Origin of the sequence: uncultured Rossellomorea sp. (genome assembly GCF_947488365.1) — a bacterium.
In the GTDB taxonomy this organism is placed as follows: domain Bacteria; phylum Bacillota; class Bacilli; order Bacillales; family Bacillaceae_B; genus Rossellomorea.
Window position 1 is genome coordinate 128456 of record NZ_CANKZT010000002.1, and the last position, 26370, is coordinate 154825.

Sequence of the window (26370 nt, forward strand, 5' to 3'; positions counted from 1 at the left end):
CCTTTTGTGGATAAAATCGTAGAGTACTAGAGAGAAAAAGGATGCTCGTTTATGGGTACAGGAGGGAATGCTGATATGAGTTTGCGTATTCAACAGGTAACCAAGAGGTTTGGAAATTTCACAGCAGTGGATGAGCTGTCACTTGAAATTCCACCGAGTGAAATGTTCGGATTCCTCGGGGCGAATGGAGCCGGGAAGACGACGACATTTCGAATGGTGTTAGGTTTGTTAGATGCAACTGAAGGGCAGATTACGTGGAATGGGAAAGGGATTGATTATACCACAAGTCCAGAGATCGGATATCTTCCGGAAGAAAGAGGGTTATATCCGAAAATGAAGGTAAGCGATCAGATCGTCTATCTGGCCCGTCTTCGCGGAATGGAGAAAAAGGCGATACTGAAGGAATTGGAGTATTGGTTGGAGCGATTCAATGTTCCCCAATATATGAATAAGAAAGTAGAAGAGCTTTCAAAAGGGAATCAGCAAAAAATTCAATTTATCGCATCGGTCATTCATAAACCCAAATTATTGATCTTAGACGAGCCTTTCAGCGGTCTGGACCCTGTAAATGTCGAGCTGTTGAAGGATGCCGTCCGGGAAATAAAGAAAAATGGAACGACAATTGTGTTTTCCAGTCATCGCATGGAACACGTAGAGGAGCTTTGTGAAAGCTTATGCATCATGCATAAAGGACGTCCTGTGGTCCATGGAGGCTTGAAGGAGATCAAGCGTTCCTTTGGGAAGAAAAATGTCGTGATTCATGCAGACTTTGACCTTCTCTACTTGAAGGACTTGCAGGGTGTGACAAAGCTTGTGGAAACAACGGAGGGAGTTCTTCTTCAAGTTGAATCTGAGGCTGCGGCTGAAAGAGTATTTCATGATGTCGTACAAAAAGGATTCCTTCGAAAATTCGAATTAGAGGAACCTTCCCTGAACGATATTTTTATAGAAAAGGTGGGGACTTCTTATGAATAATTTCTTCTTGATCCTGGGTCACTCCTATCTGTCGAAGCTAAAGGCAAAGTCATTTATCATATCCACGGTCATCATAGCCGCTGCCATTGTATTACTGGCCAATTTTGAAAGTGTCATATCGAACTTCAGTAATGATGATACAAGTAGGGTAGCAGTTCAGGACGAAACAGGTAAGATGTTCGATCCGCTACTGCAACAGCTGGAGGTCATGGATAGTGATATAAAGCTGGAATCAACCTCCCAACCTACCGGAGAAATCGAGAAGAAAATAGAATCTGAAGAGATAAAGGGATTACTGGTATTAAGTGAAAGCCCGGAAGGACTTCCACAAGCTCTTTATAAATCCAATTCATTATCAGAGTCTAACGTGACAGGGGAATTGCAAATCGCCCTGCAAAATGTAAAATCCTCACTGGCTGCCAGTCAACTGGAGCTTTCAGGCGATGAACTGGCCCTGTTAAGCGGTCCCGTTGCTTTTGAAAAGGAAGCCCTTGTCGAAGGAGCCAAGTCTGAAGAAGAACTGAGTCAGGCGAGAGGCATTGTGTATGTTCTATTGTTCTTTATTTATTTCTCTGTCATTGCTTACGCTAACATGACGGCCATGGAGGTCGCGACAGAAAAAAGCTCGAGAGTCATGGAAATTCTGATATCCAGTGTGTCTCCGGTAAAACAAATGTTTGCAAAGATCATTGGAATCGGTCTCGCCGGCTTGACTCAATTAGCCGTTATCCTGGCAGTAGGCTATTTTACTATGATTCGCAAGAAAGATGAACTAGTCGGGGGCTTCTTTGAAGGATTCGGATTTGAGTCTCTGTCCTTGAGTGTCGTTATCTACGCGATCATCTTCTTCTTATTAGGATATTTCCTGTATGCGACCCTTGCAGCATTACTGGGATCCCTTGTCAGTAGAATTGAAGATGTGCAGCAGATGATTATGCCGATGACCTTCCTGATCATGATCGGATTCTTCATCTCCATGTTCGGTCTTGGAAATCCGGAAGCGGGCTTTGTCACGATTACATCTTATATCCCGTTTTTCACACCGATGGTGATGTTCCTGCGCGTAGGGATGCTGAATCTTCCGGTGTATGAACCGATCATCGGGATTGTGGTCCTTCTTGCGACGATCATTATTCTCGGGGTATTTGGGGCACGTGTGTATCGTGGTGGAGTGCTTCTTTATGGAAAGTCCAATTCCTATAAAGATATTAAGAAAGCAATCGATTTAACATCGAAAAAATAATCTGGAACGAAAGGCTGTCTCCGTCGCTCGGGGCAGCCTTTCTCTGTGAATCGTACAAATTGTGAATACATACTGAAATTATCCCCGGTTTTAGGATATAATGAAAGAATATTAGAACATATATTCGTAGTGCGAGGAGGAAACTTCATGGATAAAATCCGTTTTTTTCATGTAGCAGATTTACATCTGGATAGTCCGTTTATTGGCCTTAAACATTTACCGAAAGAAGTGTTTGAACGTATTCATAATAGTACTTTCGCTTCATTTGAAAGAGTGGTCAGGGAAGCGATTCATAGACAAATTGACTTTATGATCATCAGCGGGGATCTGTTTGACGAAGAAGATCGAAGTATTCGGGCGCAAGCGAAATTATTGAAGCAATTTAATCAATTGCACGCACACAACATTCCTGTATACGTCGTGCATGGCAATCATGATCATCTTGGAAGCTATCGATTAGAGCTCGATATGCCGGAGAATATACATATTTTTAACAAGGATACCGAAGTGAAGCAAGTTACCACTCAAAGTGGAGAAACCGTCGATATTGTGGGATTTAGCTATGATACCAGACATATTAGAGAACGAAGGATAGAAGGCTTTCCTAAACGATCCGAGGACCGCTATACAATCGGTATCCTTCATGGCAGCGAAGGAAGTGTTCACTCTTCTCATGAAACATACGCTCCTTTTACTATCAGTGAATTATTGGAGAAGAATTACCATTACTGGGCCCTCGGGCATATTCATGAGCGACAGATTCTACATGAAGATCCTTTTATCGTCTACCCAGGAAACATCCAGGGAAGGCACAGGAAAGAAACCGGGATGAAGGGATGTTATGTAGTGGAGCTTGATCAACACCATACAGAGTTAAGTTTTATTCCGACTCACGACATGATGTGGAAGACATGCACAGTATCCCTCCAAGGTGTCCACCGCTTTGGAGAAATGTTTCAGCGTATCCAGCAAGCCCTTGAACCCCTGAACGACGGGGATATGCTAATAGAGGTCGTCCTGAACCATGATGAGTCACTTCCTCAAGACGTGGTGGGAAAAATAGAAAATGGTGATCTGCTGGAAGCATTGCAGTCAGATTATGAGGGTCAAGAGGGGGTGAAGTGGATTCATTCAATACGGTGGAATCAAGCAAAAGCGAGTCGGGGCATTGAACAGGATCCGTTTAAACAGGAGGTTATGGCGACCCTGGAGGAGATGAATGAAGAAGAGTGGGAGGATGCCTTGGCAGAGCTGTATGAGCACCCTACAATTTACCGCTTCCTGGATCCCTTAAAGGAAGAAGAGAAGAAATCTTTAATAGAAGAAACAGAGCACTTGTTACAAAATAAAGGCTGAACGTGGAGGTGAATGAGGTGAAACTACTCGAACTTCATATTTACGGATACGGAAAAATAGAAAATAAGCGTTTTTCCCTAAAGGACCTTCAATTATTTTATGGGGAAAATGAAGCTGGTAAATCAACGATCATGTCTTTCATTCATAGCATTTTATTCGGTTTTCCGACTAAGCAGCAATCACTCCTGAGGTATGAACCGAAATCATCGACAGAGTATGGCGGGAAAATTCTTTGCCAAATGGATGGTCATGGTACCGTAAGTATCGAGCGCATCAAGGGCAAGGCGACAGGTGATGTAACCGTCCAATTCGAAGACGGAAGAATGGAAGGAGAAGAAACCCTTCAACAATTGCTGGGGCATATGGACAGAGCAACCTACCAAAACATATTCTCGTTCAACCTGGAAGGACTCCAAAACATCCAGCGCCTCAAAAAAGAAGACTTGAACCGTTACCTCTTCTCTGCAGGCTCTACAGGGACGGACCTGCTTTTACAGCTGGAACAAAACTGGCAAAAAGAAAGGGAGCAGCTGTTTAAGAAATCAGGTAGAAAACCGATGATCAATACGGTGTTGACACAACTAAAATCCCTTGAAAAACAAGTAAGGGAAGGAAAAGAAAAAAATGAACAATACCGTCCGCTTATAGCAAAGCAACAATCGTTGGAAACCCGTGTTTCATCCATGGAGGCAGAGAAGGCGGATCTGACTGAAAAAAAACAGAACCTGGTTTCGGTTAATGAAAACTGGGACTCACTATCTGGCTTCAAAAGAGTGAAAGAGCGGCTTGCACAGCTGGAAGCAATCGAGTTTCCTGCAAAAGGATTAGAACTCTTAAACGAGCTTAAAACCGAAGAAAGACAGGTATCAGCGTACCTTGAATCCTTGATGGCGAAACAAGAAAAACTCCAAAACAAATTAGAATCCGAAGAAATTGATACTTCCATAAATGAAGACCTTCCATTTATGGAAAAGATAATGTCTCAACAATCCTTTTATCTGAAATGGAAAGAAGAAAGCAGCGAACGGAGCAGAGAACTGAAAACGGTGCGTAGTAAAATCAATGATACGATCCGGGAATTAGGATTAACAGTTGAAATGGAGGAAATCCAGTCACTGGATACAAGCTTAATGATGTCCGACCGTATTCAAAATGCGCTAGATCAGCAATCAAAGCTCCTTCATGAACGTGATAGCTTGCATAAGCATTACGAAGAGGAAAAAGAAGAACTTCACCGCATTGAAAGCAAATGTGATGACTTAGAAGAGCGACTGATGGAAGAAGATGAGTATCAGGAATTACAAAGGACGGTGAAAAGCCAATCTTCCCGGCAAGTTTCACGTGGTCAGGCACACTGGATGAACATGCAAGTGAAAGAGGCAGAAGAACGATTCAGCAGAAATAAGGCATCCCTTTCTCAACAGCTCCTATTAATCGGTGCAGCACTCCTCCTTTTATCCGGGTTCGGTGCGTGGGCAATTGTGACCGGGAATTGGCTGGTTACAGGGATCAGCCTGCTGCTCCTAATGGTGGTCGGAGCAATGGGCATGCAGGCCAGGGGGAATCTGCAGGAAGAATCAAGGAGCCTTCAAAAAGCAAAAGCAAGAGCAAAAGAGCTCCAGCCTGAAGGGAAGTTGGAATTCAACTCTCCCGAAAGAGCTGAGCAAAGCTTAAAGCAGCAAATGGAACTGAGGAGCGAGTGGAAGCAGCGTATTCTTTCATTAGAAGAGCAGCAAGCAAAACTTCAGAAGCTCCATGAGAAACAGAAGGGAATAGAAAAAGAAATTGTTCTAGGAGAGGAAAGAGTATCCCACTTGATATCAGAGCTTTGTTTACCTCCTGACTTTCACTGGAAGTGGCTGCGTGATGCGTTTGCCAAAATGAAAGAAGCGGTCTCTAACTATGAAGCTTATATCCATTTAAAAGAAGAACAAGCCTATGTCTTCAACAAAATGAATGAGTATAAGGAAGACTGCCAGGAATGGTTCCATCGACATTCTCTCACGTTTACGACAGTCGAGGAGGCTCTGATAAAACTGAAGGGGATCACCCAGGATATTGAAAAGAGAAAGCTTATAATCAATAGTATCCAATCGGAACTCGAGCCTCTTTCTCTTGAGATAGAGAAACTTTCCATTGAATTGAGAAAGATCCGTGATGAAAGCCAAACTCTTATTGAGTCTGCTGGCTGCCTGAACGAAGCTGAATTTCGCGAAAAAGCACTTCACGTCGAAGAAAGAAACGAGCTATCTGCTCAATATAGTGGAATAAAAACACGAATGACGAAACGAACTTTCGATACATTTCTCCGGTTCGATTCCCAGGAAGAAATCAGGAAAGAATTAACACGCGTGTCACAAAGAATTGATAAGCTTTCGGCAGAGCTGTCCGCTCATCAAAAAGAGCTCGCTTCCATTTCGTATGAAATAAAGGTGTTAGAAGAAGGAAAGAGTTACTCCAGCATCCTACAGGAGTTTCAAGGCAAGAAAGCGGAGCTTCAGGAGCTTGCTTACGAATGGTCAAAGTATACGTTAGCACAAGTGTCCTTAAGCAAAACAATGGATCTCTACCAGAAAACCAAGATGCCTAAAGTGATGAAACTTGCAGAAGAAAATTTCAGAGAGCTTACAGAAGATCACTATCTTCGCATTTTCTTGCAAGAAGATGAGATGATCAGGGTTGAGAGGAAGGACGGTGCAGTCTTTCACGCAGTTGAGCTCAGTCAAGGAACGAAAGAGCAGCTTTACATCGCTATTCGCTTTGCCCTTATACAATCTTTCCGCGACAAGTACCCATTGCCGGTACTGATCGATGATGGGGTAGTCAACTTTGATCGAGAGAGAACGAACGCATTTTTAAAGCTGCTGAGGAAAATGGCAAAGAAGCATCAAATTCTGTTCTTTACCTGTCATCCTCATATTAAAAATACGTTCTCCGGTGAGGAAATGATTGTGTTAAAGCGGATGGAAAAGGAAGCGATACGCACTTCCTGATTTTTTGTCCATTAGAATTAGCAAAAATCTCCTGGATTCGTTACAATACTACAAGGAGTTGTTTAATCATTCATGACGGCTGATAATGAAAAGGAGTCGCATGGGAAAGAATTGAGTGCTAGAAAGAAGGAACACATAGTATGACAAAAACAAAAGGGTGGAAACGAAATCGGGGGCCACTGGCACTACTCAGCTTTAACTTATTTATCGTCATGGTCGGAATCGGGCTGGTCATCCCCATTCTTCCTTTCTACGTAGAAAAATTCAACGCCAATGCTCAAACGCTCGGAGCGTTGGTGGCTGTATTTGCATTTATGCAGTTTTTATTTGCTCCTATTTGGGGACGGTTATCCGATCGAATCGGGAGGAAACCATTAATCACCATTGGCCTGATAGGCTTTGCCATAGCTGAATTCATTTTTGCCTTCGCTGTAGGGTTATGGATGCTATTCCTGTCGAGAATACTGGCAGGTGTTTTCGGTTCAGCATTAATGCCAACTGCAATGGCTTATGTATCAGATGTAACAGATGAGGATAATCGAGGTCAAGGGATGGGGATACTGGGTGCAGCCATGGGTCTAGGTATCGTCATAGGGCCTGGAATCGGAGGATGGCTTGCAGAAATCAATCTCTCCTATCCATTTATATTTGCAGGGATCGCAGCCACTATTGCAGCTATCGTCTCGGTCATCATATTACCGGAATCTTATCCTAAGGAAAAAAGAACGTTCGATCCGGACGAGAAACGTGAAAACCGCTTTGTGACCATGAAGAATGCAGTTATGAGTCCTGTCGGATTTCTATTGATTCTCGTGTTCATCATGAGCTTCGGATTGGCGAATTTCCAATCCATTTTCAGCTACTATGCACTTGAGCGTTATGGATATGGTCCGCAGCAAGTGGGAATCATCATTCTGATTATCGGGATTATCGGAACCCTCGTTCAAGGAGTGGGAGTGGGAAGGGCAACGAAGAGATTCGGTGAAGAAAAAGTCGTAACCGGCTCTTTGCTCCTCAGTGCACTGGGATTCGTCATCATGACATTTGCCACCAGCTTTGCAGGGATTTTGATCACAACCGCCGTTTTCTTCGTCGGAAATTCCATGCTCCGTCCGTCGTTAAACTCCCTTATTTCAAAATTAGCGGGTGAACGTCAAGGGACTGTCATGGGGCTGAACAACTCGTTTCTCAGTCTCGGGAACGTTGCTGGACCATTACTTGCAGGGACGCTGTTTGAATGGAACATACATATTCCATACTACTTTGGCGCATTCATTATGCTCGTAGGGCTGGTAGCGACGAAGGTTTGGATTAGCAAGAAAGAGAAGAGAGCATTAGTGAACTAGGTTGGAACCGTCTCCGGTGAGGGGCGGTTTTTTGTTGTAAAAGGAGAGGGACGGACCTTCGAAGGGTGTCCAGAATTGGGCACAACAAAGACGGATTCTGGCACAACACCAAAATTCTCCCCAGCCCTTTCCATCCGTGTTTTCTCCTGAAATATGATATACTTAAACTACTAATATAGTTGGACGGAGGAGAAGAGATGTCTGGGATTACCCATTTTAATGTCGGAGAAACAATCGATTTACCCCTTTTAATTAAACAAATGACCAAAGGTACGACAAATACAGGAAAGCCGTTCTTAACGCTGATTCTGCAAGATAAGAGTGGAGATATGGAAGCTAAGCTTTGGGATGCTTCTGAGCAGGATGAGAAGGCATATCAGCCTGAAACGATCGTAAAGGTTGTTGGAGACATACATAGTTACCGTGGAAAGAATCAGCTCAAGATCAAGCAGATTCGCCCCGCTTCCCCGGCAGATGGTTATGCCATTTCCGACTTCCTGGAAACTGCGCCGGTGAGCATAGATGAAATGACGAGTAAGATCACTCAGTATATATTTGAAATGAGAAACCCGAATATTCAACGCATCACAAGACACTTGATTAAAAAATACCAAAAGCCTTTCCTGGAATATCCTGCGGCTACTAAGAACCATCACGAATTTGTATCAGGACTTGCGTATCACGTTGTCTCGATGCTGGATCTTTCAAAGGCGATTGCAGGATTGTATCCTTCCCTTGATTCGGATCTGCTCTATGCGGGAGTGATCCTACATGACTTAGGGAAAGTCATTGAGCTTTCAGGTCCAACCTCGACAACATATACGATCGAAGGAAATCTGATTGGCCATATTTCGATCATGGTGAATGAGATCGGAAAAGCTGCAGACGAGCTTGGAATTGAAGGAGAAGAAGTGATGATCCTTCAACATCTGGTACTGAGTCATCATGGGAAAGCGGAGTGGGGAAGTCCTAAGCCGCCACTCATTCGTGAAGCAGAAATCCTTCATTACATCGATAATGTGGATGCAAAGATGAATATGTTGGACCGCGCATTGGAACGGGTGAAACCAGGGGAATATACAGAAAGGGTATTTGCCCTTGATAATCGTTCATTCTATAAACCAACTTTTCATAAATAGGTAATAATTGGCCCCGGTGGATGGATCGGGGCCTTTTACAGCAGAATAAAAGTTTAAATCTGGTTATGTTTCATCTCTTCACCACATATAGTGTAAATAAAAGAGGACAAACCTATAAGGAGATGAAGCAAATGACACTACCTATCTGGATGTACTTGGTTGTAGCAGGGATTTTCGGGAGTGCCTTTATGACGATTAAATCAGCTAAGGAAGAAAAGAACATGGAAGACGAGTGGATTGAGAAAGAAGGAGAAGTCTACATTCATCGTATGGAAGAGGAGAAGCAGCGAAGACGTCAATTATTGTCTTGATTATCACACACATAAATGAAAAGGACTGACGGATTTAATCCGTCAGTCCTTTTTGGTCTATTCCTCCGCAGGTGCCGGAGCTTCTTCTCCTTCAGGTGCAGCAGGAGCCTCTCCGCCTTCAGGTGCAGCAGGAGGATTGAGCACTTGATCAAATGCTTTTTTGAGATCTTCATCTTTAATGTTTAAGTCAGCTTTTTCGATTTCAGCTTTCATGGCTTCCTGGATTTTTTGAGGATCCACTTTTGAAAGCTTCAATTCTTTTTCGATTTCCTTTTTCATCTCGTCAAAGGATTTCTTTTCTTTTTTATCTGTCACTTCAATGATGTGGTAGCCATATTCTGTCTTGATCGGCTCACTCACTTTTCCTTTTTCTAAAGTGTCCAGAGCTTTAGAGAATTCAGGTACGAAGTTTTTGCGACCTGCATTGTCTACCCAGCCTAAGCTTCCGCCATTTTCAGCAGATCCAGGATCTTTGGAGTATTCTTTTGCAAGTTCTTCAAACTTTCCACCATCAGCCAATTTTTGTTTTACTTCTTTGGCGGTTTTTTCATCATCCACAAGAATGTGACGGACTTGAATGTCAGGCTTCCATGTCTCGTAGTATTCCTTTACTTCTTCATCTGTTACTTTCACGTCAGAAATCGCCGCTTTTTCTTGAAGTAATTGAAGCTTTAAGTATTCTTTAAACGATTTTTCATCAAGATTATATTGTTGTAAAAACATTTCAAATTGAGGTCCCAATTGATCTTTGGCTTCATTCAGCTTTTCATCAACTTCCTCTTTTGACACGTCATACTTTTCTTCAAGTACTTTAGTGTAAACCAGTTCCTGAAGGGCTTGTTCCATTTGTGGAGTGAATTTTTGCTTCATTGATTTGTAAAGTTCATCTTTTGTTACGTCTCCAGCTTTTGTTGTTGCAACAACGTCACTGTTACCTTCAGCACCGTCTCCGCTGCATCCTGCAAGTCCAACGACTCCCGCAGCCAATGATACTGTAATGATCCATTTTTTCATGGTGACCAACTCCTACAATATATTCGTTTGATGGCTTGTCAAATTTCCACAAAATATACTATAACATACTTTTTCCATGAAAAAAAATATTTTCCAAACTAATCTTCAGAAAAATGGGCATTTTACACACCCATTTCCTAGGTACTTTCATATGATAAGAGCGAAGAGAGAAAAGGAGGTAATAAATATGAGCTGTGGACACAATTCCGGATTCGCGTTAATCGTAGTGCTGTTCATCTTATTAATCATCGTTGGTGCCGCATTTATTTGCTAAAAAATAAATTTATGACATTAGCCTAAAACAAATGGCAGCTAACTTGAATAAGATAAAGTAGCGCTTCAAAGGAGGTGGAAAGTTATGGGTCACGCATACGGCGGAGGTTTCGCGTTAATCGTAGTACTGTTCATCCTGTTAATTATTGTAGGTGCAGCATGGCTATAATTTAGCCTCAGGGTTTAAAGTTTTCGGATAAAGACTGTAGAGGGGGCAATACCTTACGATAGGCGGCCCCTTTTGCTTTATTCCTATTTAGGCGGCTTTTTCATACATGAAAGGAGGAAGCGCAGATGTCAGGTGCTTACGGCGGAGGATTTGCGTTAATCGTTGTTCTATTCATTTTGTTAATCATCATTGGTGCAGCATACGTTTGCTAATTTGAATAGTTAAGCAAAGCCGATCCGTAAAATCCGGATCGGCTTTGTTTTATCCATTTTCATGTTCTATGTATATAGTATTTCTATATAAGAAGAAACCAGTAAGATGGTGATTAGAATATTGATGGTTCTAAACACCTTAGGTTGGCGTTCTTCAGGTATTTCTTTTTGTAAACATAATGCATTTGTCATTTTATTTATATAAAATAAGATGAAAACTGCAAACACTAAAAACATGGAGATCATCCAAACCCCTCCCCGTTATCTCCTATAAGCTATACATTACCAAATTATTTCTCTAAATGGTAGCGAGAGTATTGCTGAAATCGTGCGAAAAAGACTTTTTCGCATGATTTGTTCCATTACGCCCAAGTGCAAGTAGGTATTTTTGAGCACGTAAAACGAAGAATCTCCTAATAAAAATAGAAGGATGATTTCCTCCATCGAGTGTATGTTTCAATGGTCATCCATCATCCTTACTGATAAATCAATATTTCGTATCCATCATCATTCTCTTCAATCAATGCATTCTTTGGTGAATCCATTAGTTGTCTCGCATAGATGAAGTCAATGGCGCAGATTCCTGAATGGAATGCAAGCAGCATTGAAAAGTAATGAGAGTAGTGTGGGAAATAGATGCATCCGTATAGCAAAATGCCGTTCAGTATGAAGAATGGTGCCACCAGTGCAAGCATATAACGGAATTTTGAAATAGGCTGATCCACCCGCAATGAAACAATCGGTAATAGATATAATTTTCGATTGCATCTACACTTTATTTTTTTCACAAAGGGCAGAATGGGTACAATGTGAAAAAACTTATGCAATGGATATATACTCAACAGTCCTATTAAGAATCCAAGGAAATGGTTATCATAGAACGCGCTTGGAAATAGTAAGTTAATTGGTACGTATATTAATGAGAATACCATCATCATGATAATGGATGAAAGTAAAAAGACTCGGTAAAATCCGAATTGTCTTTCCAGATTAATTGTTTTCCAGCAATGCATAAAAAAATCGCCTCCATTAGACGAGTAAATCTTAGATAAGTGCTTTACATACTTTATTACGATTGCCGGAAAAAATCAATACATTTTGCTATGATTTTTTCTTATTTTTTAAGCGGAGTTTTTGGGACAGGTATGTTATAGTTTTGTACAATGAGAGTATGAGAATTTGTGCAATGATTGAAGGGTGATGAATATGAATGAATTAATGAAACGTTTAGAGAAACTTGAGTATTATCAACGATTGATGGCGGATATGATTCCCGAAAATGGCTTTCCATTTCATCGATTAATCATTCGTAATGGTTTGTCGGAGAGAGAAGTGAAGGAGTTCTTTCTTACTTGTGATAGATTGAGCATGAAACTTGAAAAGCAAAAAGCGGAAGGATTCGTGTACAATACTCCGCTTTTCAAAGAGTTTGAAGAAGAGCTTCATTCAAAGCTGAAGGTTCAGGAAGTGGTGGATGGCTGTTTAGCTCAAGACCTATATCCAGCTTTGATGAAACTGTTAAAGAAGAGCTTGTAGATCAAGCCAGTTCTTCTTCATCTTGAAATAGTTCTCCCAGTTTTCCGTTATCATCAGAAAAATCATTTTCAATATTATGAAACGATTTTTCAAATATCTCCATAAAATCATTTCCATATATATTTCGTACGACGGTCATCATCTCGATCATTTCAGGGAACTTTCCATATAATTCTCTTAATGGAGAAACTCCTTGGAAGATTGAGTGACTCTCAGGCTTATAGTTCTTCATTAGTTCAAGAAGGATCTTTTCCCCTTTATCCGTCAATTGAATATAGGTGTTCCGTTTATCGTTCTCCCGTTTAGAAAACTGCAGTAATTCCCGTTCTTCTAATTTCTTGGAGAAGTTAAATGCAGTCGAAACATGCATGACACCAAACTTGGCTACATCTGAAATGGAAGCACCCTTTAAATGATACGCAATCCAGAGAATATGATGTTCGTTAATATTTAAGTCGTATGGCTTTATCCATTGCTGCCAGTCCTTTTCTATGGCCTTCCACAGAGCTTTACTGAGCTGGGCCATTCTTTGACTGAAGAGCATAGCCTCTTTCAAAGTAAATTCTCTTTCCTTCATCTCATTCACCCACTTTGCTAGAAAATCTTTTTTGAATTTAAGTAGTACGAAAATAACTCACCAAAACAACTATCATAAAAAAGAAAGCGCTTATATTTTATTATGCCAATAAAGTAATAATTAATAAAGGTTAAATTGACAAAATTTTTAGAAGTATATAATTTTTGGCTGCTACATCCTTTGAAAAACAGTGGTTGATGGGTGAATGAATACTGTGATGACGGGATTTGTACGTGTAATCATTATATTGAAAGAAAAGAAAGGAGAATATATAAATTTTTTTATTTTTCTGCAGAAACGTTTTAATCCCCCTAATCCAATTAAAAGAAAAGCCCCGCAGCCTTCCATCATCATAAGTAAATGGAGGGATACGGGGTTCTAGTTATTGATTCGTCGTATTTGCTGAGTTAATCGATCTTTCCAAGTCTTCAATGGTTCTTTGAATGGATTGAATCTCTTCTTGAAGTCGTCGATTATTTGGTTCTGTTGAAGCCTGCCATTGCTTGAATGAAGCTTGAAGATCCTTTGAAAGCTGCAGGACCGTTTCTTTTCCTTCTTGAGACAGGGTGCCGATGGATTCTTTCAGTTCACCAATATGGAGCTTCATCTCCTCGATTACTCCTGTCCAATCATCCTTCTTGTCTTTAATTTGTGCCCGGATTTCTTTCCCTGATGAAGGAGACGTGAGAAGGGATGCTACTCCTCCAACCACTCCACCAATTAAAAGTCCGTAAGCAAGAGATTTTTTGTTCACTATGATCACCTCGTTCTTCTATTTCTATAATACTCTATTTCTACAATCAACATGTATTCTCCTTTTCCCTTTTAGAACAGATTAAAACAAGTGAATTCATAACCTGCTTATCTTCAGCATAAAAATAAAGGTAAGAGGTGGAGTAAAGGAGGAGGTTCTAAGTAATGGACGGGATAATCTTTGGGTTCTTTGCTCTCTGTGGCGTATTATTTCTAAGTATGGTGTATAACTTCATTACCATTCAAAGGCCGGGAATGTATCCTCCTAAGAATATATTGAAAAAGCGTGCTGCCATCTTGGGGTCCGGTGGGGTGATCACCTTTTTAATTGGGGTACTCTTGTGGGTTGCAGTCAAGTAAGGAATAGAAAAAGCCCTCCATTTAATGATGGTAGCACATTAAATGGAGGGCTTTACTATAATTTAATTTAGGATAGCTGTTCTGTTGTAACAGCTTCTCGAATGGTTGAACGTTTTAAAATCCCGTTAATGATTGGATACACCACAAACATTGCTCCAGCGTTAACAAGTGTAGCCGGAAGTACGACTGCTGCAAATAAAGCAAAGAATGCTCCAGGCAGACCGACAATCACATAAGCAGAAAGTAAGAAAACACTTCCTGATACGAGTGTACCAATAGCTGTTAATATAGAAGCTCCTACAAGTGAACGAGTGATTTTTTTAGTAGCCAGGAAAAGTCCGTAAAAAACGAATGCCGTGATCGGTTTATCGATCAGGTTAGGTAAGAATCCACCAGGGAACTGTGTTGTTAATCCTGAAATGACCCCTGTTAATAAACCTAATAGTAATACGTTTTTCTTAGCTGGAAATAATATAATGCCTAGAAACATCATTGTCAGCATCATATCAGGCTTCATCCCTAAGAATATTCCCGGGATCACTGTGTGCAGGACGGCTCCGATCCCTACTAATAATGACAGGGATACAAGTGTTTTTGTATTCATTTCTCATCTCTCCTCAACTAAACTATACTATTTGCTTCTCCTAATGTGCACTGTTGCCATTAGCGAAAAGATAGGTACATTATAACATACCGAGAGTTGTTGTCAAAGATTAATTATTCTGAAAAAAAGCCTGATCTAAGGGGATCAGGCACTCTGCTTTATGACAGATGCTGTGCAATGGATTCAGCAATTCCTTTCAGATCTTCTTGAGTGTAGTCATCATTATGTGTCTTCCAGACGGCTCCGAAGCCATCTCCATGGCCGTAGCGGGGAATGAAATGCATGTGGAAATGGAAGACCGATTGTCCTGCTTCTTCACCTGCATTGCTTAACAGGTTCATTCCGACGGGGGTAAACTCGGCCTTGATACTGTCAGCAATCTTAGGAGCAACGGAGAAGAGGTGGCTTGCTATATCAGGAGTCAGTTCATAGATATTTTCTTTATGTACTTTAGGAATAAGTAATGTATGGCCTTTTGTCACTTGGCTAATATCAAGAAAAGCAAGGACATGCTCATCCTCGTACACTTTCATTGCAGGGATTTCACCGTCGATAATCTTGCAAAAAATACAGTCACTCATTGTTTACTCCACCTTTCAATAATGGCATTTTTATGTATTTTATCATGAAAGAGAAAATAAATGAAGAAGAGACAGGAACGATTTTCCTGCCTCTCTTCTTGAAGGGGTAATACTATAAAGGTTTATATGTCAGGCTTCATTCTCCTTGATAAACACCTCATTCGCTAGTAGCTTCTGTAGTGATACATTCTTAAGTTAGAATGAAAATTGTTCAATGCGACCATCCCCTTATCTTTTCGCTATTTAAGCAATTCAGACAATAGAAACTGTTAGCCGTCTTGGACAAACACCTCATTTGCTATAAGGATGATATGTGTAAACCATTAAAAACATGAATGACTTTGTGCAATGTGACCATCCCCTTATCTCCTAAGCTTAATCAGCTAATAAAGTAAGTTGATTCAGTCAAAATGTGCTTTAACAAACACCTCATTTATCAATTTTTTGAACAAATGAATATGGTGTGTGTGTCATTCACTATAGAAGACGACAATCCTTACAGTCGCAAACAATAGTGAAATCGGTTAGCTGGTCTTTAACAACCATCCCCTTTTTCTTATTGCTGGCCCCTTCAAATATTATGATGTGCAAATCGTGTATTATTATGAATGTTAAAATGTGGAATGAGAAATTGGATTAACAATGCCTTTACCATGAAATTTTGATAAAATAGAGAAAACCATTAGAAGAGAAAGGACGTTGCTGCTCGTGTCATTATTAGAAATCAAACACCTGGTTGGCGGATATACCCGAAAACCGGTCTTAAAGGATATATCATTTTCCATACATTCAAATGAAATTGTCGGATTAATCGGCCTGAACGGGGCAGGGAAAAGTACGACTATCAAGCATATAATCGGTCTCATGGAAGCAAAGCAAGGAGAAGTGTCCATTAATGGTCATACCTTGAAGAGTGATGCCGATCAGTATCGAAAGCAGTTTTCATACATACCGGAAACACCGATTCTTTATGATGAGCTTACCCTTGAAGAGCATTTAAAACTGACGGCCATGGCCTACGGCTTATCGGAGTCTGAGTATAAAGGAAGAATTGATAAACTGTTGAAGGCCTTTCGTATGGAGAAGAAGATGAGCTGGTTTCCTGCACACTTTTCAAAAGGGATGAAACAAAAGGTGATGATCATGTGCGCTTTTCTAATTCAGCCCAGTCTCTATATCATTGACGAGCCGTTTGTTGGATTAGATCCACTCGGAATTCAGTCACTGCTTGACTGGATGCAGGAGATGAAGCAAAACGGTGCCGGAATACTGATGTCGACGCATATTTTAGCAACGGCAGAGAGATATTGTGACTCATTCATCATTCTTCATGAAGGGAAAATTCGCGCAAAAGGTACGCTTCAGGAACTTCGTACCGAATTCTTCATGCCGGATGCGACCTTAGATGATATTTATATCCAGCTGACAAAGGAAGAATCTCATGATGAATAATGTTGAAAGTATTTGGAAGAAACGAATCGTAGAGTATAATCAAGAGCTTCAAAAGTACTTGAAATACATGTTTAACGATCATTTATTATTCGTCCTGATTTTTGCATTGGGAGGAGCAGCGTATACGTATAATCAGTGGGTGAAAACCCTGGATCCGGCTTTTCCTGCACCACTCATCATGGCGGTGATTCTGGGTCTCTTATTGGCATGGAGTCCCGTTTATACGTTTTTGAGGGAAGCGGATGCCGTGTTTCTTCTGCCATTAGAGGGGCGCTTATCAAGCTATTTCACCAAATGCATCTGGATTAGTTTCATGTTTCAATCGTATATTCAACTGCTCGTACTGGCTGCACTCATGCCGATGTATGTAGCGGTATCAGACAGCAGCTTTGGAAGCTTCTTTCCGTTACTTGGCTTTGTATTAGCCTTAAAGGTATGGAACCTATATGTACGCTGGTTTATGCTGCGCTTTCAGGAAAGGGAAGCTCACCTGCAGGACAGCTTTTTGCGTTTTTTATTAAGCGGTACTCTCGTGTTCTTAGTATTATCAGGAGCTGACATTTGGATGATCACGGTCGTTGTCTTCATTATGCTCGGATATGCGCTCTACTTTTATCAATCAACAAAAGGAAAAAATCTTAAATGGGATTTGTTAATCAACTTGGAGGAGCAGCGGATGCTGATCTTTTACCGGATCGCCAATATGTTCACTGATGTCCCTAAGCTGAAAGGAAAGGTGCACAGGAGAAAATGGCTTGATGGAATTGTGAAAACATCATTCACCCAAGCATCAACCTATCGCTATTTGTATCTTCGCTCATTGGTGAGAACAAGTGAATATTCAGGTCTTTATCTTCGTTTGACCTTGATCGGCGTTTTGCTGATTTATTCAAATTCGTCCTTTATTTTCAGCATTCTGACTGCTTTGGTGTTTCTGTATTTAACCGCTTTTCAGCTCATACCAATGTTTAAACGGTTTGATTATAAAATCTGGGTGCTCATTTATCCCGTCTCAAGGGAATTGAAGAAATCATCCTTCCAAAAAATCATGAATCAGGCGATGATGATCCAAGCGGTTGTATTTTGCCTTCCTTTATTCATTAAGGGGGCTTGGGTGGAAGGAGTGATTACCCTACTCGTTGGGCTGTCATTCTCCATATTGTTTAGCCAATTTTACTTAGTTCAGCGATTGAAAAAGATGGAAGAAACATTATTTTAGTGAAACAATCCAGTAGGAAGAAACGTATAGAATGAGTAAGCCGATAAAAAAGGACGGTGGTTCAGTGTGAACCATGAAAAAGAAGAGCTCGATTCCTGGAAACGTAAGTTCAGTAGAAAATCGTCTATCTTTCAACGGGTTTCTAAACAAGCTCAAACAAAAGTGAATCAATTGATACCTGAGAAAGCGCACAAATTGGTAACGGAAAGCATTAAGAGAATGGTAGAAGTTACGTTAAAGGGCAGTGAGTGGGTACCTCTTCATCAGATATCATTGAGGCCTTCATTAGAGGGAAGAGAAAGGCTAATGATGGAACGAATGGAATTTTACCGAAAAGCTGCGACGATTGAAGGAGCAGGAACTGGTGCAGGTGGAATCTTTCTCGGTTTGGCAGATTTTCCGTTGCTTTTATCAATCAAAATGAAATTCCTAAGCGAATGCTCTGCCATTCATGGGTATGATGTAAAACAATATGAAGAACGACTGTTTCTTTTGTATGTGTTTCAACTGGCATTCTCCAGTGATTCTCATAAAAAACATGTCCTGTACATCATCGAAAACTGGGATGAGGAAAAAGAAAAGCTAATGGAATTGGACTGGCGAACCTTTCAACAGGAGTATCGGGATTACATTGATTTCGTGAAATTGTTTCAACTCATTCCGGGAGTAGGAGCTGTCGTTGGGGCCTATGCAAACTATCAGCTTCTTGATCAACTGGGGGAAGTGGCAAAATTTGCTTATCGGATTCGGTACTTTAATGAATTAGAATAGTAGTGAGGGAAGGTCGATCGTGATGGTCGATCTTTTTTTGTGAGCTGGGCTTTACGGGAAATGAACGCTTTTTTTATTTCCTTTGAATATTCAGGTATAGTTAGGAAGTACGGTTACATTGATTTAGAGAGGTGTTTAGATGAACAAACGTAAAAAGGGATTGAAGCTGTTAGGACTTATTCTATTCTCATTTTTCTTCTTTTTAGCCGGGGTGTTTCACTTTATTGAAGCTCAAGGATTTGCCCGAATGATCCCTGAAATCATCCCCCTAAGAGAAGAAATCGTTTATATTACGGGAATGATTGAATTTATATTAGCTGTGCTGCTGCTCATTCCAAAGACACGGGAAAAAGCCGGAATCATCACAGCGATTTATTTAGTTCTCATCTTTCCTGCCAACATCTATGCGGCCATTAAAGGAATTCCAGCTCCAGGGAATGAAGAAGCGAATGTAGTGCTGCTATGGGTGAGGTTATTGTTTCAACCGCTCCTGATCTGGTGGGTATTGGTGGTAAGTAAGATCGAGAAAAATCATCGCTTTTACTAAGAGTAAAGGATCAGGCCCTTATCATATGGCACCTGATCCTTTTTTATGTGTTAATTTGTCAGCGTCGATTCTGTGACAGAATGTCTTTGTTGATATTGAATGACAGCAGACGCCAGTGATTTAGCGGCTATAAGAAGAGCTTTTTCGTTAATATCAAACTTTGGATGATGGTGGGGGAAGGCAACTTCAACATTTTCCGGCTTGGCTCCCGTAAAAAAGAAGGTACCCTTTACATGTTCTAAGTAATGAGAGAAATCCTCCCCGCCCATTTGCATTTCAATTTCTTCCACTACATGAACTTCATCGACTGTATCCACACTTTGAATCAATAGATCCGTTTCTTCAGCGTGATTAACGACAGCAGGATATCCGCGTTCATACACATATTCATACTCACAACGGGCTGAAAGACATGCACCTTTCAAGATCTGTTCGATTTCTTCTTCAATAAAGTCTCTGACCTCAGGATTGAATGTACGGACTGTTCCAATGAGTTTAGCGGAATCGGCAATCACATTAAATGCGTTTTCTGCCATAAACGAACCGATTGTCACAACGGCAGATTCAATCGGATTCACTCTTCTGCTGACAATTTGTTGAAGCTCTGAAACGACTTGAGCTCCTATCACGATGGAATCCTTTGTTTTATGAGGTTGTGCCCCGTGACCGCCGGACCCCTTGATTACAATTTCAAATCTATCAGCAGCAGCCATTATTGGACCTGTTCGATATAAAACCTTTCCAAGCGGTTCACTGGACCATAAATGAGTTCCGAAAATTACATCCACTCCATCGAGGCAGCCCGCTTCAATCATGGGTTTCGCTCCGCCCGGAGCATATTCTTCCGCATGCTGATGAATGAGAACCACAGTACCTGAAAGCTTACTACGCATTTCATGGAGGGTTTTACCCAATACTAACAGGGTTGCTGTATGGCCGTCATGACCACATGCATGCATGACTCCTGGAACGGTGGAGCGATATTCCACATCCTTTTCATCCTGGATGGGAAGGGCGTCAAAATCTGCACGGAGGGCCACCGTTTTACCTGGGAGAGCCCCTTCGATTCTTGCGACTACCCCATTGCCGCCGACTTGTTCCTTAACCGGTACGCCGATGCTTTTGTAGTAATCAGCTATGTATGCAGCTGTATTTTTTTCTTGGAAGGATAATTCAGGATGTTGATGAAGATATCTTCTGATCTCAACCATTTCTATCCAACGTTCTTCTAATTTCTGATATAATTCATTCAGCAAGTGCACAACCTCCTAGTATTTGATGAATATTACGAATATTATAACACTAAATATTGAGAGGGAAGTAGTCAGAGTGAAATTCAAGGAGGATCAAGATGAAGAAGTTTCGATACATAACGGCCATCATTTCATTTGTACTGTTTATGACTATCGCACATTTTGTTTTTTATGAGATGGAGATTTTAGGTGATGAGTATCTCTTGTCCAGCATGAGCAACCTTCACTTAATAGAATCGTTTTCCGTAATCGGTACTGAAATAGTGATCGGGATCGCATCCATCGCCCTTATTTTATATCTTTGGTGGGTCAAGAAGGACTATGTTGGAATCATCACCGTTGTTGTGCTGGTAGCTGGAAGTAACGTGCTAAATAAAACCATCAAAGGCTTGATGGAAAGAGAAAGACCTCCATTTTCACATGGCGAGGAAGGGTTCAGTTTTCCCAGCGGCCATGCCATGGTAGGACTGGTCTTCTTACTCGTCATTGCATACTTCATTAGTAGAGAGATCTCTTCAACTGGAATGAAAGTGAGCCTCTTTATCCTGTCCATCATCCTTTCCATGTTGACAGGGCTCAGCAGAATAGTGGAACAGGCTCATTATCCATCAGATGTCGCAGCCGGATACCTGCTCGGATACTCCTTTTTCGTACTGTGCATCTTTCTCTATGAGAAGCGGCCGAAACAAGATAAATAGAGGGACGGACCTTATACAAGGTCCGTCCCTCACTATGTTCAAATCATGTTCAAATCAAGAACATCGCCACAATTGTAGTTGCTATTAATCCGATGGTAACAGGAAGCATGTTACGCCGTGCGAGTTCGAATGGATCGACTCCACAGATGGCGGCAGCTGGGATGAGGGCCCATGGGACAAGTGTTCCGCCGCCGACCCAGATGGCTGCCACTTGCCCGAGGGCGGTTAGGGTAGCGACACCGGACCCAATGCTATCTGCGAATAGATTGGCTACGGAACCAGCAAGGGAGATGCCGGAAAAACCGGATCCGTCGAGACCCGTGATCGCTCCAACGGTCGTAAGGGTGATCGCTCCGACTGCTGTAGAAAGGGGAACGATGGCAGCAAGGGATGCCCCGAGGTCATTGACGATTCCTTGTGATGATGAAGGTAGGAAATCGCCGATAATCGTTTGAAACCCAGAGTCTCCCAAGTAGAAGAAAGCAGCGATTGGAATCACGGGACCAAAGACTTTAAATCCAAACTGAAAACCGTCAATCATGAAGCTCGTCGTTTTCTCCAATCCCTTTCCTTTAAAGGCAGCCAATGAAATCAAGAGAAGTATGATGATGGATGTTCCACCGATCAGTGCGGTTGCAGCTCCTCCTTGAAGGTCAAATAAAACCATAGCGGTAATATCCAGGGCAAATATAATAGGGATAAGAATGGCAATCGTTCTTTTCCATCCTGTAGATAACAGGTTAGGTGACTCCTCCTGAACCTGGCCGATGGACGCCAGGGAGCTCGAATCCACCGAAAGGATTCCCCGCTTCATATCTCTTTTAAGGAAAAGGAACGCAGTAACAGTTGTGACGACACCCATCACGATAATAAGGGGGATACTTGCAGAAATAACATCTGATACAGGTATGCCTGCTGCGTCGGCCGTTAACTTCGGAGCAGCCTGAATGACAAAGTCACCTGAAAGGGCTATACCGTGACCGAATAAGTTCATGGCCATGGCGATTCCAAGAGCAGGTAATCCGACTCTAAGGGCAACTGGTACTAATACTGCACCCAAGAGGGCTACTGCAGGCGACGGCCAAAAAAACCAAGAAATAAACATCATCACAAGACCGATTGTCCAGTAAGCCAGGGCCGGTGTCCGGATGAACTTTGTAAACGGGCGAATCATGACATCGTTAATACCGGTGGTCGTCAGTCCTTTACTCATCGCTACGATAATGGATATCACGAGAATGGTAGACAGCAGTTCGGTGATGGCGAATATAAAGCTATTAAATATACTACTAATCGATCCGCTTAGAGACCCTGTTGCCACCAGGGCAATACTGAAGATCCCCAGGATACATACGATCGTGGTGTCTTTCCGAAAAATCATGAATAGGATGATGAATCCTATGAAAGCTAAATAAATCCAATGAAGAGCTGTTAAATCAATCCCCATTAGAAAAAACCTCCTCTAAATCGTTCCTCAAACTTAGGCATATGCCCTGATCTGTACTATAGATTATGAAAATAGTGAAAAGGTGTGATGCAAAGTAGAAACATTTTTTTCCGTCTCGAGACTGAGGCAAAATCATGCCGATGCTCCTCAAATACGTTGAGAAACCAATCTATAATGAAAGAAGTAACAGGAATTTATCCATTAATAGCGAAACTAATAGTAGATGTAAAGGTGGTGTTGGGATGAGGTATAAGGGAAGAAAACAATGGTTTTTCTCGTTCATGTTGATGGCGATAGGATTGTTGTTATTACTATTGAATATTGGTGTCATTTCCTTGGAAATAACGCAGATATTTGTCAATATTATTCCGATTTTGTTGTTACTCCTTGGCTTGAAGTGGACGGTAGACAGTTTTTTGAAGGAAAGCTTTTGGAAATTACTGTTTGGACTATTCAGTATGGTGTTAGGGGGGCTCATTATACTCGATGGGTACGATGTAGTGGATTTCGACTATGGAAGCTGGTGGAAACTATGGCCTCTCTTTATTATTGCCATTGCCATTAATAGAGTGGGAAGAAATAAACCCATCAAGATTAGCATAAGCAATGAATCGCCAAATAAAGAGGAGACATCTCACATAGGTTTTGAAAATCAGCCGTTGGGGGAGAAATTCCTTCAAAAGAAGAATAAAATGAACAAAGGGTTTATTGTCGGGGATATACGTTTTTCTGAGCCTAACTGGCCGCTGGAATCAATGAATCTTTACAATGCCATTGGAGATTACTATTTTGACTTTAGTAAGGCTTTTATACCAGAAGGGGAAACTCCCATTGATATTAAGGGCTGGATTGGTGATGTAAAGATGATCATTCCAGAAAACGTTCCAGTGGAGATCACCTTGAAAGTTCAGGTAGGGGATATTAAATTATTCGACCAAAAGTCTGCTGATATTCGTTCCGAGCTTTATTACCGTTCGCCTGAATACGAGCACGCAAGCAAAAAGATCAAACTGAACGTTAATGTTAAAATAGGATCGATTCGAATCAGCCGAGTGTGATCAGAGACCGATTTATCCAGTGAAAGGAGGGGAGAACGTGGCAAAGTCATCAAATATTCGCAACTGGATTTTTAAAAGCTTTTTCATGATGTCCACCATGGCTGTCTTGCTTTTCTTTATTTCCTTGCAGGTCTATCTGTACTTAGCTGAAAACCCAAGCTTTTCCCTTCAGGTTTCACTATATTTAACCATTTGGCTGGCAAGCATTCTTCTATTATTAAGCATATATTTCGGATTTCGCACAGGATATATATTTAAAGGAAGAATTGATGATATTTCCACCTTTGTAACGCTGTTAAGAAGCGGGAAGTTTTCTGCCAGGGTGGACCGATTCGAACACGATGAGCTTGGGGTCTTATCGGATGAATTAAATCAACTTGCTGTGTTCATTCAAGAACAGGTGAAATCACTCCAGAGGTTAGCCGATGAAAAATCCGAGCTTGCCGACCAGGCTCATCAAGCAGCTGTCATGGAAGAACGGCAAAGACTGGCGAGGGATTTGCATGATTCAGTCAGTCAGCAATTATTCGCATTAAATATGCTATCTTCTGCCGCGCAAAAAAGTATCGGGACAGACTCTAAGAAGGTTGAAATGATCGTTAAACAAGTAGCAGACATTGCGGGAAAAGCGCAAGGGGAGATGAGGGCTCTTCTTCTTCATTTACGACCGATCGATTTAAAAGGTGAAAGTCTTTGTGAAGCCTTAACCATTTTAATTAGAGAATTAAAGGAAAAAACACAAATCGAAATCGAAGCAAGTCTAGATGGGATTGAGAATCTTTCAAAGGGAACGGAAACCCATATGTTCAGAATTATTCAGGAAAGCCTCTCCAATATCCTTCGTCACTCTGAGGCAACGAAAGTAAAGATTGTGACGGAGAAAAAGGAAGGGTATGTCACGTTGTACATTAGTGACAATGGAAGAGGTTTTAACCTGAGAGAAAACAAGATGACATCTTACGGACTTCAGACAATGAGAGAGCGGGCCGAGGAAATCGGGGGATTGTTTCAAATACGTTCTAAAGAGAAAGAAGGAACGTATATTGACCTGAGAATTCCAGTCTAAATCAAAGGGGGAAAACAGGTGGATAAGGTAAAGGTGATGATTGTAGATGATCACGAAATGGTTCGATTAGGAATGAAAACCTATTTGCTGACAGAAGATCGGATCGAATTCCTTGGGGAAGCAAAAAGCGGAAATGAAGCGGCTCAGCTTGCGAAGCTGTATATGCCTGATGTGATTCTGATGGATTTATTGATGGAGAACGGGAATGGTATCGAGGCAACCAAGAAAATCCTAACCTTTCATCCTGACTGTAAAATTATCATACTTACAAGCTATTATGATGATGAAAAAGTGTTTCCCGCCATTGAAGCAGGAGCACATAGTTATTTATTGAAAACGGCAAGTGCCGAAGAAGTGACATCGGCTGTTTATAAAGCGGTGAAGGGGGAGTCTGTCATTGCCTCCAAAGTGGCAGATAAAATGATGAACCGATTCCGCCCTCAGGAAGTATTGCCTCATGAAGAGCTGACGTCGAGAGAAATGGATGTATTGAAATGCCTGGGAGAAGGGATGACGAATCAGGAAATATCTGAAGAGCTTTTCATAGGGGTCAAGACTGTCAAAACACATGTAAGTAATATCCTGAGCAAGCTTGGAGTGGCCGATCGTACGCAGGCAGCCATTTATGCAAATCGAAACGGAATCTTGTATAAAGCTGGTAGTAAAGAGTAGAGAAGCTTTTGCGAGAAGAATCTATATTGAAAAAAGCAAGGGGGCTTAGTCAAGGGGAATGGAATGATTCCCCTTGACTAAGCCCCTTTGCGAAAACAAAACATTTCTTAGAATGTAACAGGTTTACTTAATTTTAATCGAGAAGATAGAATGGATTCTGTTGAAGCGATGGTGGCGAATTCATGATGAAGATTAGCCAGTGACAGACCGTGAACAATTTCTGCGGAAAATAAGGAACCGTCATAGGAATATGTTTCAAAGCATGCTGTGGCATCAAAAGGAACCGTCACATCATACCCTAAGTTCTGAGCCATGCGAACCGTTGTGGATACACAGTGATTCGTCGTGAAGCCCATCACTACAAGGGATGTGAATTTTTCCCTTTTTAAATATAAATCCAGGTCCGTATCGATAAAGGCGCTGTTAACGTGCTTAATGATTTGCTTTTCATTTCGTAAAGGACGGAATTCGTCTATAAAATCGAAACCTGAGCAGCTTGAATGCAATTGTGATTCCATATCATTGGAAGAATGCTGTACGTGAACGACGGGCCATGCCTTTTCTCTCCATGCGCGAAGAAGCTGATAGGCGTTTTCTTCCATACCCGGATTATTCCGCTTTCCCCATGAAGGATGACCAAATGCCTTTTGAAAGTCGATCAGAAGCAAACACGTTTGACTCATCGGTACTCAACTCCTTTCATATAGGGTAATGTAAAGTAAATATCTATCCAATACGATAAAGT

At 41.4% G+C, this 26370-nt stretch carries 30 protein-coding genes; 20 read left to right on the top strand and 10 right to left on the bottom strand.

The window, feature by feature from the left end:
* Window positions 1-75 precede the first annotated feature (75 nt).
* The 7 genes from Q1B03_RS07585 (at window position 76) to Q1B03_RS07615 (ending at window position 9363) form a co-directional block, all read left to right on the top strand.
* Window positions 76-975 carry an ABC transporter ATP-binding protein gene (locus Q1B03_RS07585; RefSeq protein WP_299739973.1) on the top strand — a complete coding sequence of 300 codons (900 nt, stop codon included), beginning with the start codon at window positions 76-78 and terminating at the stop codon, window positions 973-975.
* On the top strand, window positions 968-2218 hold the full coding sequence (locus Q1B03_RS07590; RefSeq protein ID WP_299739975.1) for an ABC transporter permease: 1251 nt from the start codon (window positions 968-970) through the stop codon (window positions 2216-2218). Before Q1B03_RS07585 ends, Q1B03_RS07590 begins: the two co-directional genes overlap by 8 nt.
* A 147-nt stretch (window positions 2219-2365) precedes the next feature.
* The gene (locus Q1B03_RS07595) at window positions 2366-3574 is read left to right on the top strand and encodes a DNA repair exonuclease (protein ID WP_299739977.1); all 1209 of its coding nucleotides are present in this window, start codon (window positions 2366-2368) and stop codon (window positions 3572-3574) included.
* A gap of 17 nt (window positions 3575-3591) precedes the next feature.
* Window positions 3592-6567: an AAA family ATPase gene (locus tag Q1B03_RS07600; protein ID WP_299739979.1), complete on the top strand. Its 2976-nt coding sequence runs from the start codon at window positions 3592-3594 to the stop codon at window positions 6565-6567.
* 140 nt (window positions 6568-6707) lie between these two features.
* Entirely contained in the window at window positions 6708-7913 is a 1206-nt protein-coding gene (locus Q1B03_RS07605; RefSeq protein ID WP_299739981.1) for an MFS transporter, read from the top strand.
* Between the two features lie 197 nt (window positions 7914-8110).
* Window positions 8111-9052 (top strand): 3'-5' exoribonuclease YhaM, encoded by a 942-nt coding sequence (gene yhaM, locus Q1B03_RS07610; RefSeq protein WP_299739983.1) that lies wholly within the window; start codon window positions 8111-8113, stop codon window positions 9050-9052.
* Between the two features lie 131 nt (window positions 9053-9183).
* Window positions 9184-9363: a sporulation YhaL family protein gene (locus tag Q1B03_RS07615; RefSeq protein WP_299739985.1), complete on the top strand. Its 180-nt coding sequence runs from the start codon at window positions 9184-9186 to the stop codon at window positions 9361-9363.
* 57 nt (window positions 9364-9420) lie between these two features.
* On the opposite strand, the gene Q1B03_RS07620 is transcribed toward Q1B03_RS07615, so the two are convergent.
* Window positions 9421-10377 carry a peptidylprolyl isomerase gene (locus Q1B03_RS07620; protein WP_299739987.1) on the bottom strand — a complete coding sequence of 319 codons (957 nt, stop codon included), beginning with the start codon at window positions 10375-10377 and terminating at the stop codon, window positions 9421-9423.
* A 187-nt stretch (window positions 10378-10564) separates the two neighbouring features.
* On the opposite strand from Q1B03_RS07620, the gene Q1B03_RS07625 reads away from it, so the two are divergent.
* From Q1B03_RS07625 to Q1B03_RS07635, 3 genes are all read left to right on the top strand, one after another.
* Window positions 10565-10651 carry a YjcZ family sporulation protein gene (locus Q1B03_RS07625; RefSeq protein ID WP_299741273.1) on the top strand — a complete coding sequence of 29 codons (87 nt, stop codon included), beginning with the start codon at window positions 10565-10567 and terminating at the stop codon, window positions 10649-10651.
* A gap of 84 nt (window positions 10652-10735) precedes the next feature.
* Window positions 10736-10819: a YjcZ family sporulation protein gene (locus tag Q1B03_RS07630; protein ID WP_060670486.1), complete on the top strand. Its 84-nt coding sequence runs from the start codon at window positions 10736-10738 to the stop codon at window positions 10817-10819.
* Window positions 10820-10944: 125 nt separating this feature from the next.
* Complete coding sequence (locus Q1B03_RS07635) at window positions 10945-11031, top strand: YjcZ family sporulation protein (protein ID WP_082051156.1); 87 nt, start codon at window positions 10945-10947, stop codon at window positions 11029-11031.
* 66 nt (window positions 11032-11097) lie between these two features.
* Here Q1B03_RS07635 and Q1B03_RS07640 read toward each other — a convergent pair whose 3' ends face one another.
* Window positions 11098-11277 (bottom strand): hypothetical protein, encoded by a 180-nt coding sequence (locus Q1B03_RS07640; RefSeq protein ID WP_299739989.1) that lies wholly within the window; start codon window positions 11275-11277, stop codon window positions 11098-11100.
* Window positions 11278-11507: 230 nt separating this feature from the next.
* A complete protein-coding gene (locus tag Q1B03_RS07645; RefSeq protein WP_299739991.1) occupies window positions 11508-12044 on the bottom strand; it encodes a DUF3267 domain-containing protein in 537 nt (178 codons plus the stop codon).
* A gap of 193 nt (window positions 12045-12237) precedes the next feature.
* On the opposite strand from Q1B03_RS07645, the gene Q1B03_RS07650 reads away from it, so the two are divergent.
* Window positions 12238-12567: a DUF1878 family protein gene (locus tag Q1B03_RS07650; RefSeq protein ID WP_299739993.1), complete on the top strand. Its 330-nt coding sequence runs from the start codon at window positions 12238-12240 to the stop codon at window positions 12565-12567.
* Between the two features lies 1 nt (window position 12568).
* On the opposite strand, the gene Q1B03_RS07655 is transcribed toward Q1B03_RS07650, so the two are convergent.
* Complete coding sequence (locus Q1B03_RS07655; protein WP_044337788.1) at window positions 12569-13144, bottom strand: HTH-type transcriptional regulator Hpr; 576 nt, start codon at window positions 13142-13144, stop codon at window positions 12569-12571.
* A gap of 382 nt (window positions 13145-13526) precedes the next feature.
* On the bottom strand, window positions 13527-13898 hold the full coding sequence (locus Q1B03_RS07660) for a YtxH domain-containing protein (protein WP_299739997.1): 372 nt from the start codon (window positions 13896-13898) through the stop codon (window positions 13527-13529).
* A 164-nt stretch (window positions 13899-14062) separates the two neighbouring features.
* Here Q1B03_RS07660 and Q1B03_RS07665 point away from each other — a divergent pair, with 164 nt between their 5' ends.
* On the top strand, window positions 14063-14257 hold the full coding sequence (locus Q1B03_RS07665) for a hypothetical protein (protein ID WP_044337786.1): 195 nt from the start codon (window positions 14063-14065) through the stop codon (window positions 14255-14257).
* 67 nt (window positions 14258-14324) lie between these two features.
* On the opposite strand, the gene Q1B03_RS07670 is transcribed toward Q1B03_RS07665, so the two are convergent.
* Both Q1B03_RS07670 and Q1B03_RS07675 read right to left on the bottom strand, forming a co-directional pair.
* Complete coding sequence (locus Q1B03_RS07670; protein ID WP_299740003.1) at window positions 14325-14861, bottom strand: tryptophan transporter; 537 nt, start codon at window positions 14859-14861, stop codon at window positions 14325-14327.
* 158 nt (window positions 14862-15019) lie between these two features.
* On the bottom strand, window positions 15020-15442 hold the full coding sequence (locus Q1B03_RS07675; protein ID WP_299740005.1) for an HIT family protein: 423 nt from the start codon (window positions 15440-15442) through the stop codon (window positions 15020-15022).
* Window positions 15443-16150: 708 nt separating this feature from the next.
* Here Q1B03_RS07675 and Q1B03_RS07680 point away from each other — a divergent pair.
* The 4 genes from Q1B03_RS07680 to Q1B03_RS07695 all read left to right on the top strand — a co-directional run bounded on the left by Q1B03_RS07680 (window position 16151) and on the right by Q1B03_RS07695 (window position 19431).
* Entirely contained in the window at window positions 16151-16894 is a 744-nt protein-coding gene (locus Q1B03_RS07680; protein WP_299740006.1) for an ABC transporter ATP-binding protein, read from the top strand.
* Window positions 16884-18113 carry an ABC transporter permease gene (locus Q1B03_RS07685; RefSeq protein WP_299740008.1) on the top strand — a complete coding sequence of 410 codons (1230 nt, stop codon included), beginning with the start codon at window positions 16884-16886 and terminating at the stop codon, window positions 18111-18113. The genes Q1B03_RS07680 and Q1B03_RS07685 overlap by 11 nt, the downstream gene beginning before the upstream one ends.
* A 66-nt stretch (window positions 18114-18179) precedes the next feature.
* Window positions 18180-18884: an EcsC family protein gene (locus Q1B03_RS07690; RefSeq protein ID WP_299740010.1), complete on the top strand. Its 705-nt coding sequence runs from the start codon at window positions 18180-18182 to the stop codon at window positions 18882-18884.
* 139 nt (window positions 18885-19023) lie between these two features.
* The gene (locus Q1B03_RS07695) at window positions 19024-19431 is read left to right on the top strand and encodes a DoxX family protein (protein ID WP_299740012.1); all 408 of its coding nucleotides are present in this window, start codon (window positions 19024-19026) and stop codon (window positions 19429-19431) included.
* Between the two features lie 50 nt (window positions 19432-19481).
* On the opposite strand, the gene Q1B03_RS07700 is transcribed toward Q1B03_RS07695, so the two are convergent.
* Window positions 19482-20687, bottom strand: a complete 1206-nt coding sequence (locus Q1B03_RS07700) for a M20 family metallopeptidase (protein ID WP_299740014.1) — start codon at window positions 20685-20687, stop codon at window positions 19482-19484.
* A 95-nt stretch (window positions 20688-20782) separates the two neighbouring features.
* Here Q1B03_RS07700 and Q1B03_RS07705 point away from each other — a divergent pair, with 95 nt between their 5' ends.
* Window positions 20783-21382 carry a phosphatase PAP2 family protein gene (locus Q1B03_RS07705; RefSeq protein ID WP_299740016.1) on the top strand — a complete coding sequence of 200 codons (600 nt, stop codon included), beginning with the start codon at window positions 20783-20785 and terminating at the stop codon, window positions 21380-21382.
* A 49-nt stretch (window positions 21383-21431) separates the two neighbouring features.
* On the opposite strand, the gene Q1B03_RS07710 is transcribed toward Q1B03_RS07705, so the two are convergent.
* The gene (locus Q1B03_RS07710; protein WP_299740018.1) at window positions 21432-22829 is read right to left on the bottom strand and encodes a hypothetical protein; all 1398 of its coding nucleotides are present in this window, start codon (window positions 22827-22829) and stop codon (window positions 21432-21434) included.
* A gap of 242 nt (window positions 22830-23071) precedes the next feature.
* Here Q1B03_RS07710 and liaF point away from each other — a divergent pair, with 242 nt between their 5' ends.
* The 3 genes from liaF to Q1B03_RS07725 are packed head-to-tail and all read left to right on the top strand — an operon-like array spanning window position 23072 to window position 25625.
* Complete coding sequence (liaF, locus tag Q1B03_RS07715) at window positions 23072-23887, top strand: cell wall-active antibiotics response protein LiaF (RefSeq protein WP_299740020.1); 816 nt, start codon at window positions 23072-23074, stop codon at window positions 23885-23887.
* 37 nt (window positions 23888-23924) lie between these two features.
* On the top strand, window positions 23925-24953 hold the full coding sequence (locus tag Q1B03_RS07720; protein WP_299740022.1) for a sensor histidine kinase: 1029 nt from the start codon (window positions 23925-23927) through the stop codon (window positions 24951-24953).
* 18 nt (window positions 24954-24971) lie between these two features.
* The gene (locus Q1B03_RS07725) at window positions 24972-25625 is read left to right on the top strand and encodes a response regulator transcription factor (protein ID WP_299740024.1); all 654 of its coding nucleotides are present in this window, start codon (window positions 24972-24974) and stop codon (window positions 25623-25625) included.
* Between the two features lie 107 nt (window positions 25626-25732).
* Here the strand turns inward: Q1B03_RS07725 and Q1B03_RS07730 are convergent, their stop codons facing one another.
* Complete coding sequence (locus Q1B03_RS07730; protein ID WP_299740026.1) at window positions 25733-26308, bottom strand: cysteine hydrolase family protein; 576 nt, start codon at window positions 26306-26308, stop codon at window positions 25733-25735.
* Window positions 26309-26370 lie beyond the last annotated feature (62 nt).